The sequence below is a fragment of the Pantoea coffeiphila genome (assembly GCF_016909495.1).
GTDB lineage: Bacteria > Pseudomonadota > Gammaproteobacteria > Enterobacterales > Enterobacteriaceae > Erwinia > Erwinia coffeiphila.
In genome coordinates, this window is record NZ_JAFBFW010000002.1 from 296,572 (window position 1) to 312,621 (window position 16,050).

At 57.7% G+C, this 16,050-nt stretch carries 13 protein-coding genes; 7 read left to right on the top strand and 6 right to left on the bottom strand.

All coding sequences use genetic code 11. The features are described 5' to 3' along the window. Positions 1-530 precede the first annotated feature (530 nt). Positions 531-2,828 carry a TonB-dependent siderophore receptor gene (locus tag JOE09_RS07075; protein ID WP_205065291.1) on the bottom strand — a complete coding sequence of 766 codons (2,298 nt, stop codon included), beginning with the start codon at positions 2,826-2,828 and terminating at the stop codon, positions 531-533. Positions 2,829-3,313: 485 nt separating this feature from the next. Here JOE09_RS07075 and JOE09_RS07080 point away from each other — a divergent pair, with 485 nt between their 5' ends. Continuing rightward, complete coding sequence (locus tag JOE09_RS07080; protein WP_105593524.1) at positions 3,314-3,835, top strand: 5' nucleotidase, NT5C type; 522 nt, start codon at positions 3,314-3,316, stop codon at positions 3,833-3,835. Between the two features lie 171 nt (positions 3,836-4,006). On the opposite strand, the gene hutG is transcribed toward JOE09_RS07080, so the two are convergent. Continuing rightward, a complete protein-coding gene (gene hutG, locus JOE09_RS07085) occupies positions 4,007-4,795 on the bottom strand; it encodes an N-formylglutamate deformylase (protein ID WP_200545716.1) in 789 nt (262 codons plus the stop codon). Beyond that, positions 4,792-6,009: an imidazolonepropionase gene (hutI, locus tag JOE09_RS07090; protein WP_205065292.1), complete on the bottom strand. Its 1,218-nt coding sequence runs from the start codon at positions 6,007-6,009 to the stop codon at positions 4,792-4,794. The genes hutG and hutI overlap by 4 nt, the downstream gene beginning before the upstream one ends. A gap of 82 nt (positions 6,010-6,091) precedes the next feature. On the opposite strand from hutI, the gene JOE09_RS07095 reads away from it, so the two are divergent. Then, positions 6,092-7,447, top strand: coding sequence for a formimidoylglutamate deiminase (locus tag JOE09_RS07095; protein WP_205065293.1), 1,356 nt, complete (start codon positions 6,092-6,094; stop codon positions 7,445-7,447). Beyond that, positions 7,444-8,004 (top strand): HutD/Ves family protein, encoded by a 561-nt coding sequence (locus JOE09_RS07100; RefSeq protein WP_205065294.1) that lies wholly within the window; start codon positions 7,444-7,446, stop codon positions 8,002-8,004. The genes JOE09_RS07095 and JOE09_RS07100 overlap by 4 nt, the downstream gene beginning before the upstream one ends. On the opposite strand, the gene hutC is transcribed toward JOE09_RS07100, so the two are convergent. Further along, positions 7,988-8,743, bottom strand: a complete 756-nt coding sequence (gene hutC / locus JOE09_RS07105; RefSeq protein WP_105593529.1) for a histidine utilization repressor — start codon at positions 8,741-8,743, stop codon at positions 7,988-7,990. The genes JOE09_RS07100 and hutC overlap by 17 nt on opposite strands. Before the next feature lie 277 nt (positions 8,744-9,020). Between hutC and hutH the strand changes: the two genes are divergently transcribed. The 3 genes from hutH (at position 9,021) to JOE09_RS07120 (ending at position 13,550) form a co-directional block, all read left to right on the top strand. After that, positions 9,021-10,565: a histidine ammonia-lyase gene (gene hutH, locus JOE09_RS07110; protein WP_205065295.1), complete on the top strand. Its 1,545-nt coding sequence runs from the start codon at positions 9,021-9,023 to the stop codon at positions 10,563-10,565. A gap of 28 nt (positions 10,566-10,593) precedes the next feature. Continuing rightward, complete coding sequence (gene hutU / locus JOE09_RS07115; RefSeq protein WP_105593531.1) at positions 10,594-12,279, top strand: urocanate hydratase; 1,686 nt, start codon at positions 10,594-10,596, stop codon at positions 12,277-12,279. Positions 12,280-12,392: 113 nt separating this feature from the next. Then, positions 12,393-13,550: a M20 aminoacylase family protein gene (locus tag JOE09_RS07120; RefSeq protein WP_205065296.1), complete on the top strand. Its 1,158-nt coding sequence runs from the start codon at positions 12,393-12,395 to the stop codon at positions 13,548-13,550. Positions 13,551-13,769: 219 nt separating this feature from the next. Here JOE09_RS07120 and blc read toward each other — a convergent pair whose 3' ends face one another. After that, on the bottom strand, positions 13,770-14,297 hold the full coding sequence (gene blc / locus JOE09_RS07125) for an outer membrane lipoprotein Blc (RefSeq protein WP_205065297.1): 528 nt from the start codon (positions 14,295-14,297) through the stop codon (positions 13,770-13,772). 271 nt (positions 14,298-14,568) lie between these two features. On the opposite strand from blc, the gene JOE09_RS07130 reads away from it, so the two are divergent. After that, positions 14,569-14,826 carry a hypothetical protein gene (locus tag JOE09_RS07130; RefSeq protein ID WP_205065298.1) on the top strand — a complete coding sequence of 86 codons (258 nt, stop codon included), beginning with the start codon at positions 14,569-14,571 and terminating at the stop codon, positions 14,824-14,826. A gap of 244 nt (positions 14,827-15,070) precedes the next feature. Here JOE09_RS07130 and ybiB read toward each other — a convergent pair whose 3' ends face one another. Continuing rightward, on the bottom strand, positions 15,071-16,042 hold the full coding sequence (ybiB, locus tag JOE09_RS07135) for a DNA-binding protein YbiB (RefSeq protein WP_205065299.1): 972 nt from the start codon (positions 16,040-16,042) through the stop codon (positions 15,071-15,073). Between the last annotated feature and the right edge of the window lie 8 nt (positions 16,043-16,050).

Sequence of the window (16,050 nt, forward strand, 5' to 3'; positions counted from 1 at the left end):
TCGGTTGCTTTGAACTCCAATTGTGGTAATTCGCACTAACCCTGCATTGCCATTAAATATTGACTCCCTTCCGTCACTCCGCGCGGTGGATTTCACAATCGGGGAAACCACCAGTTTGTGAGTTAATCATTGAGTTACCTGTCTAAAAAAACTGCTTAACGATCTCTTGTCTAAATCGGCTTCTTCATAGTATTCGATGATTAAAAAACAACTAGCGCTATTGTTAGAGGTCGCCCAACCTCTGCGGTTGCCGGGTAATCCGCAGCGCTGAACGGAGAAAGGAAGCCAGGATAAGCCCGCAGGACGCGGGCGCAAGGCTCGGTCGGCACACGGATGTGCCGTCTGAGCCGGTCCGACAGGCTGACGCACGAAGTGAGGGGACCGCGAAGCGGCGCGAGGACCGCCCGACAACCGCAGAGGCTGGGCGACAAACTCCGTCACAACGCAGTCGAAAAAAAACCGCCATCCAAACGGATAGCGGCCTTATCACACACAGCCAGCGAACGAGAAACCCTCGCCCACCGCGGTTATCAGAAGTGCGTATTCAACGACATAAAGTACGTTCTGCCCGACTCATTGTACGTCTCAGCACCCGCACCATACAGATACGCGCCGGTCGTCGCATTACCTGTAGTGGAGGCATTACCCGCGCGGTAGTGGCGTTTATCCAACAGGTTATCAATACCCGCCGTCACATCCACATACTTATTCACGGTATAAGTCGCGCTCAGACCAAAGAGTGCATACGGGCTCAGCTCATTGGTTTCGCTACCCGTTGCCGCCACGCCTTTGTAGTTGTACTTCTTCGGCTTCTGCACGCCGTACCAGGCCATCGTGCCGCGCAGGGACAGATCGTTCATCGCCTGCCATTCCAGCGTCGAGTTGATGGTGTACTCTGGAATAATCGACAGGTAATCGCCGGTTTTCTTGTTTTTGTTCTCAATGATGTAGGTGAAGTTATTCTTCATTGAGACGCTGTCAGTAATCGGGAAGTTCAGCGTACCTTCCAGACCCTGGATCAGCGCGCGCGGCACGTTCTCCCACTTGTACACATCCGTGGTACCGACGCTGTATTCCGACGCATAGCCCGCTTCAATCTTATTGCGGTAATCGTTATGGAAGTAGGTCAGGCCCGCCTGATAATCGTCGTGATGGTATTCCAGCCCAATCTCTTTGTTGATGCTGGTTTCCGCCTTCAGATTGTCATTACCCTGCAGGTAACAGGCAGCGGCGCTGGCGTAGCAGCCCTGACCGTTGCTGTACAGAATATAGTTCGGGTTAGTCTGATACAGGTTCGGTGCCTTGTAGGCACGGGCGATGCCCATTTTCAGCGTAAAATCACTACCCAGTTCCTGAGACAGGTTCAGCGACGGGCTGAAGTTGCTGCCGGTAATCGAGTGGTAGTTAAAGCGAAGGCCCGGCGTCAGCATCGTGGTGTCGGTCAGCTCAATATTGTCGTCAGCGAATACTGAGTAAAGATCGGCTGAACTGTACACGCTACGGCCGGTGGCGGAAACACCCTCAACGCTGCCCGCCGTTGCGGCATTCTGCGTGTTCGAGGTCGGATCTTTCATCTGCTGATGATTCCATTCGCCACCCAGAGTCAGCGTCTGCTGGAATAACAGGTCCAGCGGCACGTTAAACTCGGTATGCGCGTTGGTATCCGCCAGATTAATGGTGGAGAAGCCTTCGTCAGTGGCATTAAAGATCCCCTCCGTTCCCCCTGCCAGACCTTCATTCAGACGGGTATTGCGCGTGCGCTCGTACTGAATGTAGTTAGTGGTGGTCACGCCGTTATCCCAGGAGCCGGTGTGCTTGAGGCTGACGTTCTGGCGATACAGGATGTTGGTTTCTTTGCCGTAGTATTTCTGTACCAGCGTGTTGGTATTGGTGTTTTGCGTATCCCCGGCGTAGATATTGCCCTGGCGGCTGAAACCAGCCCCCAGTTCCAGCGCCTGGCCCGGAATAAATTCCCAGCGCAGAGAGCCGTTGATGTCTTCGTTTTTTACCCCTTCGCGGCCGGACGGTACGCTGCCAATATAGGCACCGGTACGCTGAGCTTCATGCCCGGAGTTAATGTACTGCGCATCGGCCTGGGTTTTGGCCCAGCCACCGTACAGTTTGAAGGTCAGATTATCCAGCAGCTCACCGGTCAGGCTGCCGTTAAAGCGGCGCGTGGCACCTTCAGCCTTATGCTCCGGTACGTTGTAGTAAGTATTAAAACTACCGTGCCAGTCTTTGGTTGCCGGTTTAGTGATGATATTGATCACCCCACCCGCCGCACCGCTGCCGTAAAGCGCCGCCGCAGGACCGCGCAGGACATCAATGCGTTCAATCATTTCCGGTGGCACCCAGGCAGTATCGCCGCGGGAATCACGTTCGCCGCGCCAGCCGTAGCGCACCGAATTCTTGCTGGATACCGGCATCCCGTCGATCAGGATCATGGTATTTTCCGGGCCCATACCGCGAATATCGACCTGGCGATTGTTACCGCGCTGACCACTGGTGGAATTCCCGGTCAGGTTCACGCCCGGCATGGTGCGAATCAGTTCAGAAACATCGCGCTCCGGTGGGTGTTTTTTGATTTCTTCCGCGTTGATAGTAGAAACGCCCGGTGCCTGTAAGGTCTGTACTCGGGCGGAAACGACCATCGTCTGGTCGCCGGACGACACATCTTTTTCGGTTTTTTTGCTGGTTTTTGCCTCAGCGCTATCGCTGGTTTTCTGCGCATCTGCGGCCACGGCCTCTGCGGAGAAGCCCTTTAACGGCAGCAGTGCAAGTCCGACAGCGACACTGATAAGGCTCAATTTTTTACTATTGAATTCCATACTCATCCCTTAATGCCCTGATTTCTTTTTTAAAATTACTTATTGTTTTATAAGTAAAAATTCATTGTCACTGCCAACAAAACGAAAAGAGAAAGACAATAATAATGATTATCACTTACGACTAAGTATTGCAGCAAATTTCAGGGGCCAAATCTCGTGGAGATTAGGTAAAAAAAGGGAAATAGATGTGTACAAATATTTCAAATGGGCGAGAGTGGTCGCGTAATGTGCCGGGAATGAGCTGAGCTGAAATCGGGGTAATCCACAATTGAAATGAGGGTAAATCGGCGAAATCCATCATATTTTTTGAAGGTCTTCATCAAGCTTATGCGGTTTTCTCTTTTCACCGCCCGCGTATGATGTCGTCACGGCAGGAACACTGCGAAATTACCCTCCTGACCGTGCCTGAGTCTTTTTTAGCCAGAAGCCCTGCTTCTGGCTTTTTTTTGATATGCTATGCCTTCAGACCCCATCATGGAGTGATTATGAAACGCATTGCTATTGATATGGATGAGGTTATCGCTGACTTTCATTCTAAAATCCTGCACACCTGGAACCGCCATTTTTCGCAGGAGCTGACCACTGAAGAACTCAACCTCTTTGACCTGCATCAGGACGATCCGGAAAAGCTGGAAGAGATCTTTGAACTGGCCGGGCATCCGGATTTTTTTGCCGATCTGGCGGTGATCCCCGACAGCCAGCGCGTTATTGCCAGCCTGAGCAAACACTATGAGATATTTATTACCACCGCAGCCATGCAGGTCCCGGCCTCATTTAATGCAAAATTCCGCTGGCTGAACACCCATTTTCCCGCCATCAAGCCGAGCCATATCGTGTTCTGCGGTAATAAAAGCATTATTAACGCCGACTACATGATTGATGATAATGCGATTAACTTTGTCGACTTCTGCGGGGAAGGCATTCTTTACACGGCCCCGCACAACCGTCACGTTACCGGCTACCGGCGCGTGGACAGCTGGCGCGACGTTGAAGCACTGCTGCTGTAGTCAAAGGCAGACATTTCTGTCGCTAACAGGATTCAGGCGTTAAAGAATCCAGGCAGACACCGCGACAACATTAGAGTGAACCGCCACATGTTTATGCGGCGGTATTTTCGAACCGACCTGCTGAAAAATCCCCCTTCAGAAATCTTCTGCATACCGGTCTGTTGGTTGGGATTACTGTTTACCTTCACGCAATAGCGTATCCACAATCTGCTTCAGCACCACCTGCAAATGCCGGGCCTTATCACCTCGCCAGGCAAACGGCGGCTGCTCATCCATATAGTTACACTGTGCCAGTTCCAGCTGAACCGCATGCTGATTCTCAGCCGGTTTACCGTAGGCGCGAGTAATGTAGCCGCCTTTGAAGCGGCCGTTGATCACCCAGCTGAAGCGAGACTGGTCATCACAGACAGCCGTAAGATGCCCCGCAATCTCCGGGCTACAGCTCGCGCCATCATTGGTGCCCAGGTTAAGGTCCGGCAGCTGCCCTTCAAACAGTCGCGGCACCCTTGATGCGATCGAATGCGCATCAAACAACAGCGCATAGCCAAACTGGCGACGGATACGCTCCAGCTCCAGACGGATCTGGTCGTGATAAGGCTGCCAGATGTTTTGCAGATAGCCCGCCCGCTGTGCTGCCGTTGGCGTCATACCCGGCTTAAAGGTCGGCGTACCGTCAAACAGCGTTTCCGGATACAGGCCGGTGGTTGCGGTGGTGTACAGCGCCTGATTATCCGGCGGACGGTTCAGGTCAATCACAAAGCGCGAATAGTTGCCGACCAGCACGCTGGCACCCATTTCACGGGCAAACTCATACAGCTGCGGAATATGCCAGTCGGTATCCGGCAGCCCTTTGGCTGCATCGCTCAGCCCGGCCTCAACTTCCGGCGTCAGCGCCGTGCCGGCATGGGGAATGCTCAGCAGCAGCGGCAGCTTACCGGCGCTAAATTCAAACGCGTTCATCGTTCTTCTCCTCGGAAAATAACCCGGCAGGGCAATTGCCCACCCAGCCAGTAAACCAGCTCCGCCGGGCGTTCCAGCGGCCAGTGGACAAAATCAGCCAGCTTGCCCGGCTCCAGCGAACCGTGCGTGGCGGCCAGGCCCAGCGCCCGCGCGCCGTGAAGCGTGACACCGGCCAGTGCTTCCTCCGGCGTCATGCCAAATAGCGTACAGCCCATATTGAGCATCAGCCTCAGGGAGAGTGCAGGCGAAGTACCCGGGTTCGCATCGCTGGCCAGCGCCATCGGCACGCCGTATTGACGGAACAGCGCGACCGGCGGCCGCTGAGTTTCCCGCAGCAGATAGAATGCGCCCGGCAGCAATACCGCCACCGTGCCGCTCTGCGCCATCGCCGCAATATCACTCTCGGTGGCGAATTCCAGATGGTCCGCAGACAGCGCGTTAAACCGCGCGGCCAGCGCACCGCCGCCCAGGGACGAGAGCTGTTCGGCATGCAGTTTAACCGGCAGGCCCAGCTGCTGTGCGGCAAGGAAGACTTTCTCAACCTGCGCGGGGGTGAACGCCAGATACTCGCAGAACGCATCCACCGCATCCGCCAGCTGTCCGGCAGCTACCTGCGGCAGCAGCTCGCGGCAGATGACGTCAACCCACTCATCCGGCGTCTGCTTATACTCCGGCGGCACCGCGTGTGCGGCAAGGCAGGTCGCCTTGATTTGCGCCGGAACCTGCTGCCCGAGCTGGCGAATCGCCTGCAGCATGCGCAGCTCGCTGGCGATCTCCAGCCCGTAGCCGGATTTAATTTCTACGGTAGTCACGCCTTCCGCCAGCAGCACGTCAAGGCGATGCCGCGCGCTGCTGACCAGCTGCGCCAGCGACGATTCACGCGTAGCGCGGACCGTTGAGAGAATACCGCCGCCCGCAGCGGCAATCTCACTGTAGCTGACGCCGTTCAGGCGCTGCTCAAACTCGTGGCTGCGATCGCCGCCAAACACCAGATGCGTGTGGCAGTCCACCAGCCCCGGGGTCACGATGCCGCCGCCGAAATCGGTGGTTCGCTGCGGAGTAAACTGCCCGGCCTCCTGGTAGGGCCCGACCCAGACGATCTGCTGCCCGTCCACGGCAATCGCACCGTCTTTGATGATGTTGTACTGGCCGTCGCGCATGGTGACAATATCTGCGCCGTGCCACAAATGCTCACAGTTGCGTTGCTGGTTCATCACCTCTCCCACGTTGTGTGCTTTACTGCTCTCCTATAAGTATGTATATGTATATACAACCTCAACACACAGGAAGCAACCGATGACTCGCTATTTTGCGCCCCGCGCCCTACTTGCAGATGGCTGGCAGCATAATGTACTGATTGACGTCGACAGCCACGGCCAGATTGCCTCTCTGACTGCTAACAGCCAGCCGCAGGATGCACAGCGCCTGGACGGTACTGTCATACCGGCTATGGCGAATTTGCACTCGCATGCATTTCAACGCGCGATGGCAGGGCTGGCCGAAGTCGCGGGCGATCCGCAGGACAGTTTCTGGACCTGGCGCGATCTGATGTACCGCATGGTGCAGCGCCTGTCGCCGCAGCAGGTCGGTGCCGTTGCAGCAGCACTGTACGTTGAGATGCTTAAGGGCGGATATTGCCAGGTGGCGGAGTTTCACTATCTGCACCACCAGCCGGACGGCCAGCCTTATCCGCAGGATGAGATGCTGACCGAGCTGATTGCCGCCGCCGAGCGCAGCGGTATTGGTCAGACTCTGCTGCCGGTGCTCTACAGTTACGCCGGATTTGGCAGCCAGCCCGCGCAGCCGGGCCAGAAGCGCTTTATTCAGGATACCGCCGCGTATCTTGCTCAACAGCAGCGTCTGGTGAAGCTAATTGACGGCAAACCGCTGATTAACCACGGTCTCTGTTTCCACTCTCTGCGGGCGGTCAGCGAAGCGCAGATGCATGAGGTACTGGCGGCCAGCCCTGCGCATCTGCCGGTGCATCTTCACGTTGCCGAACAGGAAAAAGAGGTCAACGATTCGCTGGCCTGGAGCGGCGAGCGGCCGGTTAGCTGGCTGCTGGATCGCTTCCAGGTGGACCCGCGCTGGTGCCTGATCCACGCCACTCATCTTGACGACAGCGAGATTTCGCGCCTTGCGGCAAGCCAGGCGGTAGCCGGTCTTTGCCCTACCACCGAAGCCAACCTCGGCGACGGAATTTTCCCGGCCACCGAGTTTATCGCCCGGGGCGGCCGCTGGGGGATAGGCTCCGACAGCCACGTCTCGCTGGACGTCGTAGAAGAATTGCGCTGGCTGGAGTATGCCCAGCGGCTGCGCGATCGCCGCCGCAACCGTATTGTTACTGCCAATCAGCCGTCGGTGGGCGATCTGCTGTACCGGCAGGCGCTGGCGGGTGGCGCTCAGGCCTGCGGCGTAAAAACGGGCAGCCTGCAGACCGGCTACCGCGCAGACTGGCTGGTGCTGAGTGACGATGCGCTATTGGGGGCAACCCGCGATGAGGCCCTCATCAACCGCTGGCTGTTTGCCGGGCATCGCGGGCAGATTCAGGATGTGTTCGTGGCGGGCGTGCAGCGCATCAGTCACGGCCAGCACGCGCAGCAGGCGTCGATTGACGCTGAGTTTCGTCAGGTACTGGAGGCGCTGCGATGATCCACTTATTTAATAGCGCCAGCCTGCCGGTCACCCCCTGGCGCAACGGCGGCGGCGAAACACGGGAAATTATCAGCTACCCGCCCGGCGAAACTGAATTTGACTGGCGCATCAGTATCGCCACGATCGCCGCCGACGGGGACTTTTCGGCGTTCCCCGGCATCGACCGCATTATTACCCTGCTGGATGGGGAAGTAGAACTGTACTGCAACGATCGGCTGCGCCAGCGTTTGACGGTAAATCAGCCCTACTCGTTTCCCGGAGAGGATCGCATCAGCGCCCGGCTGCCCGCCGGGGCAAGCCACGACTTCAACATTATGGCCCGGCGGGGGAGCTATGTGCCTGCGGCGGGAACCACCAAGTCGGCATTTTCACCGCCGGTGGAGGCCGCGGGGGTCGTGATGGTGATTGGCGGCCAGTGGCAGCACGGGCAAACGCTGCTGGCAGCGGATCAGGGCGCCTGGTGGGAAAATCAGGGCGGCCACTTCGTTCCGCTCTCGAATGATGCCCTGCTGCTGTGGGGAACGCTGCTACCGAGCTTTAACCATGGCCTTTGAAGCGCCCCATCAGCTTGTAGCGTGAACCGGGATACAGCAGCCGCGCGTAGGTGACGATCTTATTATCACTCCAGGTCTGGCGACGGATCAGCAGGCAGGGTTCCTGTGCGTCAATCGCCAGATGTCGGCACTGCCGCGCGTCGGGCAGAACCGCTTCCACCACATGCTCACCGGCGGTGAGCGGTGCCACACGCATCAGGTAGGTATAGGGGGTTTGCTCAGTGTAGTCCTGCTGCAGATAATCCGGTGCCATCTGCGGGTTCACCAGGCGATCTTCCAGCTGCACCGGCTGATCGTTCTCATAATGGATCATCAGCGAATGAAACAGTTTCTGACCGCTGGTTAAACCGAGCAGCGCTGCCTGCTCAGCGTCGGCTTTGCTCTCGCCCAGAGCCAGAATCTTACTGCTGTGACGGTGGCCGCGCTGGGCAATCTCTTCTGCGATATTGTGCACTTCCATCATCGCGGTATAGCCCTTGGCTTCCGCAACGAACGTCCCCACGCCCTGCATTCGCATCAGGTAACCTTCGCTGGTCAGCTCGCGCAGTGCACGATTGATGGTCATCCGGCTGACGCCCAGCTCGTTAACCAGCTCGCTCTCTGAGGGCACGCGCTGATTTGGCTGCCAGACGCCTTCGCTGATCTGGCTGATAATTGCCTGCTTCACCCGCTGATAAATCGGTGCAGGCTGATCGCTCATTGCAGCGGAAAGTTGAGAAATAGCAGTCTGCCTTACCATACCGAATCCTTATAACAGTGGGAAAATCAGTTTACTGGCTAATATCCTAAATGTATATACATGTTAACTTTTCCGCCGAGACTGCCGTTTATTTCAACAGCTCTATCGACTTTTTTTGTGATCGCAGCAATACAAGTTAGTCTGGTTGTATAGACAAGAATATACGTTTGTGATTCACTCAATTCAGACCGAAGTTTAACTCGCATTAACAACCTGTCGGGCCGATGCCCCTAATACAGGTTTGATGCCCACCCAGTTGTCTATACAGGAGTATACTATGTCACTGACTCAGCCCCTCTGCTTACTGACGCCGGGTAAGGTCGATCTCGCCACGCTGAAAACAATTTATCGCGGCGGCGTAACCCTGGCGCTGGACGAACAGGCACGCAGCCGCATCCAACAGGCCCGTGATACGGTTGAAGCCATTGTCAGCGAAGGCAAAGTGACCTACGGCATTAATACCGGCTTTGGCAAACTGGCTCAGACCTCCATTCCGGCGGACCGCCTGGCCGAACTGCAGCGTAACCTGGTCCTGTCCCACAGCGTTGGCCTTGGCGAACTGCTGCCTGATGACGTGGTACGCCTGGTAATGGCGACCAAAATTATCAGCCTGGCACGCGGCCATTCCGGGATCAGAATTGAACTGGTTGATGCGCTGATCGCTCTGTTCAATGCCGGTGTAATGCCATGCATTCCTGAGAAAGGCTCCGTGGGGGCGTCCGGCGATTTAGCTCCGCTGGCGCATCTCTCCCTGATGCTGCTGGGTGAAGGTGACGTGCGGGTGAAAAGCGAGCTGATGCCCGCTCGCGACGGCCTGGCGCTGGCTGGCCTGGAGCCGATCGAGCTGGGGCCGAAAGAGGGCCTGGCGCTGCTGAACGGCACTCAGGTTTCTACCGCGCTGGCGCTGCGTGGACTGTTTGAAGGCGAAAACGTTTTTGCCGCCGGGCTGGTAGCCGGTGCGCTGTCGCTGGAAGCGATTAAAGGCTCGGTAAAACCGTTCGATCGCCGCATCCATGAAGCCCGCGGTCAGCAGGGCCAAATCTCGGTAGCCGCCGCTGTATCCGGCCTGCTGGAAGGCAGCGTTATTCTTAACTCTCACGCTAACTGCGGACGCGTACAGGACCCCTACTCCATCCGCTGCGTACCGCAGGTGATGGGTGCCTGCCTGGATAATCTCAACCACGCCGCTCGCGTGCTGCAAATCGAAGCCAACGCCGCATCCGATAACCCACTGGTGTTTACCGATACCGGCGAGGTGATCTCCGGCGGTAACTTCCACGCCGAGCCTGTCGCGTTCGCCGCCGATATTATTGCGCTGGCCGTAGCGGAAATTGGGGCCATCTCAGAGCGCCGCCTGGCGCTGCTGCTGGATACCGGCCTTTCGGGCCTGCCGCCGTTCCTGGTCAACGACGGTGGAGTGAACTCCGGATTTATGATCGCCCAGGTCACCGCCGCCGCGCTGGCGTCGGAAAACAAATCGCTGGCGCATCCGGGCAGCGTCGACAGCCTGCCAACCTCCGCCAACCAGGAAGATCACGTCTCAATGGCCACCTATGCCGCCCGCCGCCTGGGAGCCATGTGCTTTAACACCGCTGCGGTAGTGGGCATTGAGGCAATGGCCGCCGCGCAGGGAATCGACTTCCACCGTCCGCTGAAAAGCTCACCGCAGCTGGAGGAAGTGCTGAGCACTATCCGCCAGAAAGTCGCTTATCTCGACAAAGATCGCCTGATGGCACCGGATATCGAACAGATGCGTTTATGGGCCGCTGGCGACAGCTGGCCAGAAATGATTGCTGCGCTGCTGCCTGCACGCGCCCACTAAGCGATGAATACCGATAAGGAAAACAACCATGACTGAGTCCGTAAGCAAGGCCGTTGCCCGTACCATTCGCGCTCCCCACGGTGACACGCTGCACTGCGCCAACTGGCTGATTGAAGCCGCTTACCGCATGATCCAGAACAACCTGGACCCCGACGTTGCCGAACGCCCGGAAGATTTGGTGGTGTACGGTGGTATAGGTAAAGCCGCCCGTAACTGGGAGTGCTTCGAGCAGATCCTGCGTTCGCTGCAGGCGCTGCAACCGGAAGAAACGCTGCTGGTTCAGTCCGGCAAACCGGTTGGCGTGTTCCGCACCCACGCCGATGCGCCGCGCGTGCTGATTGCCAACTCTAACCTGGTGCCGCACTGGGCCAACTGGGACCACTTTAACAAGCTCGATAAAGCCGGTCTGATGATGTACGGCCAGATGACCGCCGGCTCCTGGATCTACATCGGTGCGCAGGGGATTGTGCAGGGCACCTTTGAAACCTTCGCCGAAGCCGGTCGCCAGCACTATAACGGCGATCTGAGCGGTAAATGGATACTCACCGCCGGGCTGGGCGGCATGGGCGGCGCACAACCGCTGGCTGGCGTGCTGGCGGGTGCCTCCGTGCTGGCCATTGAGTGCCAGTCTTCACGCATCGATTTCCGCCTGCGTACCCGCTACGTAGACTACCGCGCCGAGAATCTTGACGAAGCACTGGCGATCATTGACCAGGCGAATAAAGAGAAACGCGCGATTTCCGTCGGGCTGCTCGGCAATGCGGCAGATATCCTGCCGGAACTGGTAAAACGGGCGAAAGCAGGCGGCATGAAGCCGGATATCGTCACCGACCAGACCTCTGCGCACGACCCGATCAATGGCTATCTGCCGCAGGGCTGGTCCGTTGCACAGTGGGAAGAAGCCCGCCGCAGCGATCCGAAATCCGTTGAGAAAGCCGCCCGCGCCTCGATGGCGGTGCACGTACAGGCGATGCTCGACTTCTGCCATATGGGCATTCCTACCGTGGATTACGGCAACAATATCCGCCAGGTGGCGCTGGAAGAAGGCGTGACCAACGCGTTCGACTTCCCGGGCTTCGTGCCGGCCTATATCCGTCCGCTGTTCTGTGAAGGCAAAGGTCCGTTCCGCTGGGTCGCCCTGTCCGGCGATCCGGAGGACATCTACCGTACCGATGCCAAGCTGAAAGAGCTGTTCCCGGACCATACCAACCTGCACCGCTGGCTGGATATGGCGCAGGAGCGCATCGCATTCCAGGGGCTGCCGGCACGTATCTGCTGGCTGGGTCTGGGCGAACGCCATCTGGCGGGTCTGGCATTTAACGAAATGGTGCGCAACGGCGAGCTGAAAGCGCCGGTGGTGATCGGCCGCGATCACCTTGACTGCGGCTCGGTAGCCTCGCCGAACCGTGAAACCGAAGCGATGCGCGACGGCTCGGATGCGGTATCAGACTGGCCGCTGCTCAACGCTCTGCTGAACACCGCAGGCGGTGCCACCTGGGTCAGCCTGCATCACGGCGGCGGCGTGGGCATGGGCTTCTCGCAGCATGCTGGCGTGGTGATCGTTGCCGACGGCAGCGCCGAGGCCGATAAACGCCTGGGCCGCGTGTTGTGGAACGATCCGGCGACCGGCGTCATGCGCCATGCCGATGCCGGCTACGAGGTGGCGAAAGCCTGCGCCGCGAAGCACGAGCTGAATCTGCCGATGATCGACTAAGCGTTATTCAGGCCGGTATCACCGGCCTGTTTTCTTCCCCGCTACCCGCTTCTTCCTCCCCCGATTTATGCTACCTTGTTTCTGCGCGTTACCCTGCACAGGAGAAGTATTGAATGACAGTTCCCGTTTCGCTGATTGAAGAAGCCACCGGCTGGCGCAGAGCCCTGCATGCCCGCCCCGAACTGGGATATCAGGAGCATCACACTTCACAGCTGATCGCCGAGCAGCTGGAGTCTTTTGGTCTGCAGGTTCACCGAGGCCTGGCAGGCACCGGCGTGGTCGGCACGCTGGAAAATGGCCCTGGACCGGTTATCGGGTTACGCGCTGACATGGATGCCCTGCCGATCACTGAACTGAGCAATCCGCCGCACCGCTCCACCAATCCCGGGGTGATGCACGCCTGCGGACACGACGGCCACACGGCGATCCTGCTGGCGGTGGCAAAGCACCTGAGTACCACCCGTCGCTTTAGCGGCACGCTGCATTTTGTCTTCCAGCCCGCAGAAGAAAACCTTGGCGGCGCGCGCCGCATGGTGGAAGACGGCCTGTTTACCCTGTTCCCGATGGATGCCATCTACGGCATGCACAACTGGCCGGGGCTGCCCGCCGGTGAAGTTGCCGTTAACGCAGGCGCGATGATGGCCTCGCTGGACTCCTTCGAAATCACGCTGCGCGGCCGCAGCTGCCACGCAGCCATGCCGGAAAACGGCGCGGATCCGATTGTGGCCGCCGCGCAGCTGATTATGGCCCTGCAAACTATTCCGGCCCGCCGCTTGTCGCCGCTGGCCTCTGCGGTGGTCAGCATCACGCAAATCAACGGCGGTGAGGCCATTAACGTCATCCCGGAAAACGTGGTGCTGCGCGGTACGCTGCGCTGCCTGCAGGCGGACGTGCGCAGCCGGGTAAAACAGATGATCGATGAATTCGTGACCTCCTTCACCGCGCCGCTGGGCATTGAGGGCAGCATTGAGTATCAGGGTGACTATCCGGTGACCATGAATCACGCCGCTGAAGCCGCGCTGGTGCGCGACTGCGCGCTGACGCTGCTGCCCGCTGAAAAAGTGCACTGGAACGTCAGCCCGTCAATGGCCTCGGAAGATTTTGCCTGCATGCTGGAGCACTGTCCGGGAGCCTACTTCTGGATCGGCGCTGACGGTGACACGCCGTCACGGCCGCTTCATAACGCCAACTACGATTTTAACGATGGGCTGATTGCTCCCGGTATCGCGCTGTGGACCGCGCTGGTTGAGCAGCTGCTGCCGCGCGGCTGATTGATATTCACCTGGCCGTTGCCACCGCTTCCTATGGCCCCTCACGGGGCCAACTACCTTGTACAATTTCCCATTCTGAAACACTGTATTAACGATCCTGACGACCTCATCAGCGAATATTATTAGTTGAATAGACAGGAATTTCTCCCTGAGCGCGTTCTGGTGCCATATTTCCCTGCCCTTGGAAATAGCCCCGCAAGGGAAAATACCAGGGAAGTATTATCCCTGATTCACCCACACCAGTTTATCTACCGGGAAGTTCAGCCCCCGGGCGATAGCCAGGTAGTTTTGCTTTACGCTTTCGGGGATCTGCGGCGTGCGCGACAGTATCCACAGGTAGTCACGGTTTGGCCCGCTGACCAGCGCATAGCGATAGTCCTCATCCAGCGCGATAACGTTATAGCCGCCGTAGAACGGACCGAAGAAGGACACTTTAAGCGCCGCAGTGGACGGTGCACCGGTGAAGTAAGCCCGGCCTTCACTCTCCATCCAGCGCGCTTTCGCCGGGTCGTAGCCACGGTTAAGCACCGATATTCCGCCATCGCTACGTTTGCCATACGTCGCAGTAACCTGTTCCAGGCCGCGCTCGAAGCGATTTTCCAGCCGGGCAACCTCATACCATTTTCCCAGATAGCGATCGGCGTCAAATCCGCTTATCGGCGTGACGCCTTTCGGCGGCGTCGGGGATTTACAGGCGACCAGCCCCAGTGACAGTACCACTCCGGTAAGAACGGGCCACAGCTTCATGCTTGCTCCTTAGTCATATCATTATCAGCCAGACAGAGTGTAGTACAAACCGGTTATCAGGCCATCGACAGGTGGCGAACATCGGTTGACTCAGCTGGCAGGGATATTATTTTCAAACATCACTATCCACACGTCGCTATTTAACCCAAAAGAATGATTCAGCACCATAATTTACCCGCAGGGCACATTACGATTATTCCTAGAGATAAATTATCCGTTATCGACCAGGCTTAAATTGAATTTCTAACCCAGAAGAAGGAAACATTTCATCATGGCTGACATCGAAACCAAAACGAAAGATGACTATATTAATGACGTGCTTTCTCAGCTTAAAGAGATTCGCCACTACGCCAAAAACAATACGGAAACCCTTTCCGCACAGTGGCTTGCATTTGATTCCGGCGAGTTTAAAGATAAAGAGCTGGCGGGGAAAATTGATTCGCTGCTGAACGCCCAGGGCAGGCTGCATGACGAAGTGGAAGCGTCTATCGCCGATATTGAAATTTTGGTAAATAAGGCGGCAGCCTGACAGATTATCTGTCCTCGGCAGCACCCAGTTTTAATTTAAAAAATGCGCCATTTGGCGCATTTTTAACTTAGGGATCACGATGAAAAATTGTCGGTAATACTATTTCACTGGCGCTATCTTAATTCGTCCCTTAATCAATCGCCCCCGATTTTAATCCTGACTGACCGGCATCCGTTCAAGGCCGCTGTGGATTTGACCGTCGGCACACTACGCCAACAGTCATATCAGCCTCTTAACGCCTGCTTCAGTATCCCGCTAGCTTAATCTCACCCAACGCCGCTTCCAGCGTCTGCGCCCTGCCCGTTGCCACATAGCAGCAGGCAATCTGCAAACGCAGCGACTGCGGTACCGCCACTTCACGATTCAGACAGCGGGTGATCCAGTCGGCGGTGGTTACGGCATCTTTCGCTTCGGGCAGCTCACCCGCCGCAAATGACACTTCCTCCTGCCGCGCCAACAGCACCTGGGGTTCTGCGCCGTGGATCAGGCTGATTGACGGGCAACGCTGCGGACTGGCGTAGACTTCCCCCTCGGTGCCGTTAAGCAGCAGGCCGCGACCGCCGATGTCGCTGAAGAATTTTCCCACCTTCGGGATATATTCCGGGTGCGACACGCTGGCCAGCCGCAGCGCCGCGTCTTCGGCAAACGGTGTTGCCAGCTTGGCCAGCGTGTGCGCACTGTTGCGCACGCCCATGCGCCAGCGCATCGCCAGCTGTCGCTCCATCGGTTCGCACAGCTGGCCGATGGTGATAAACACCAGCTCGCCCGCATTAAGCCTGTTCTGCGCCTCCGCCGTCGTCAGCACGGCGGGCACACCCAGCGCCTGAAACACCGCTTCGCTGGTGATGCGCGTCGGGTCATCGCTGACGCCGTGGACCAGCACCGGGAAGCCGAGGCGGCTCAGCAGCAGCGCCAGCAGCGGAGTCAGATTACCCTGCCGCCGCGCGCCGTTATAGCTGGGGATAACGATCGGCATCGGCAAATGAGCAGGAGGCGTCAGGCGCGGCATCTGCTCCTGCATCGCCTGATAAAAGCCCAGCATCTCCTCTTCGCCTTCCCCCTTAATACGCAGCGCAATCAGGATCGCGCCCAGTTCAAGGTCCGGCACGTCGCCCGCCAGCATGCGGCGGTACAGATCGCGCGCGCTGTCGATATCAATATCCCGGGCATGATTTTTACCGCGCCCGATCTCTTTTATAATCTTGTTAAGTTCCATGCGTTTGC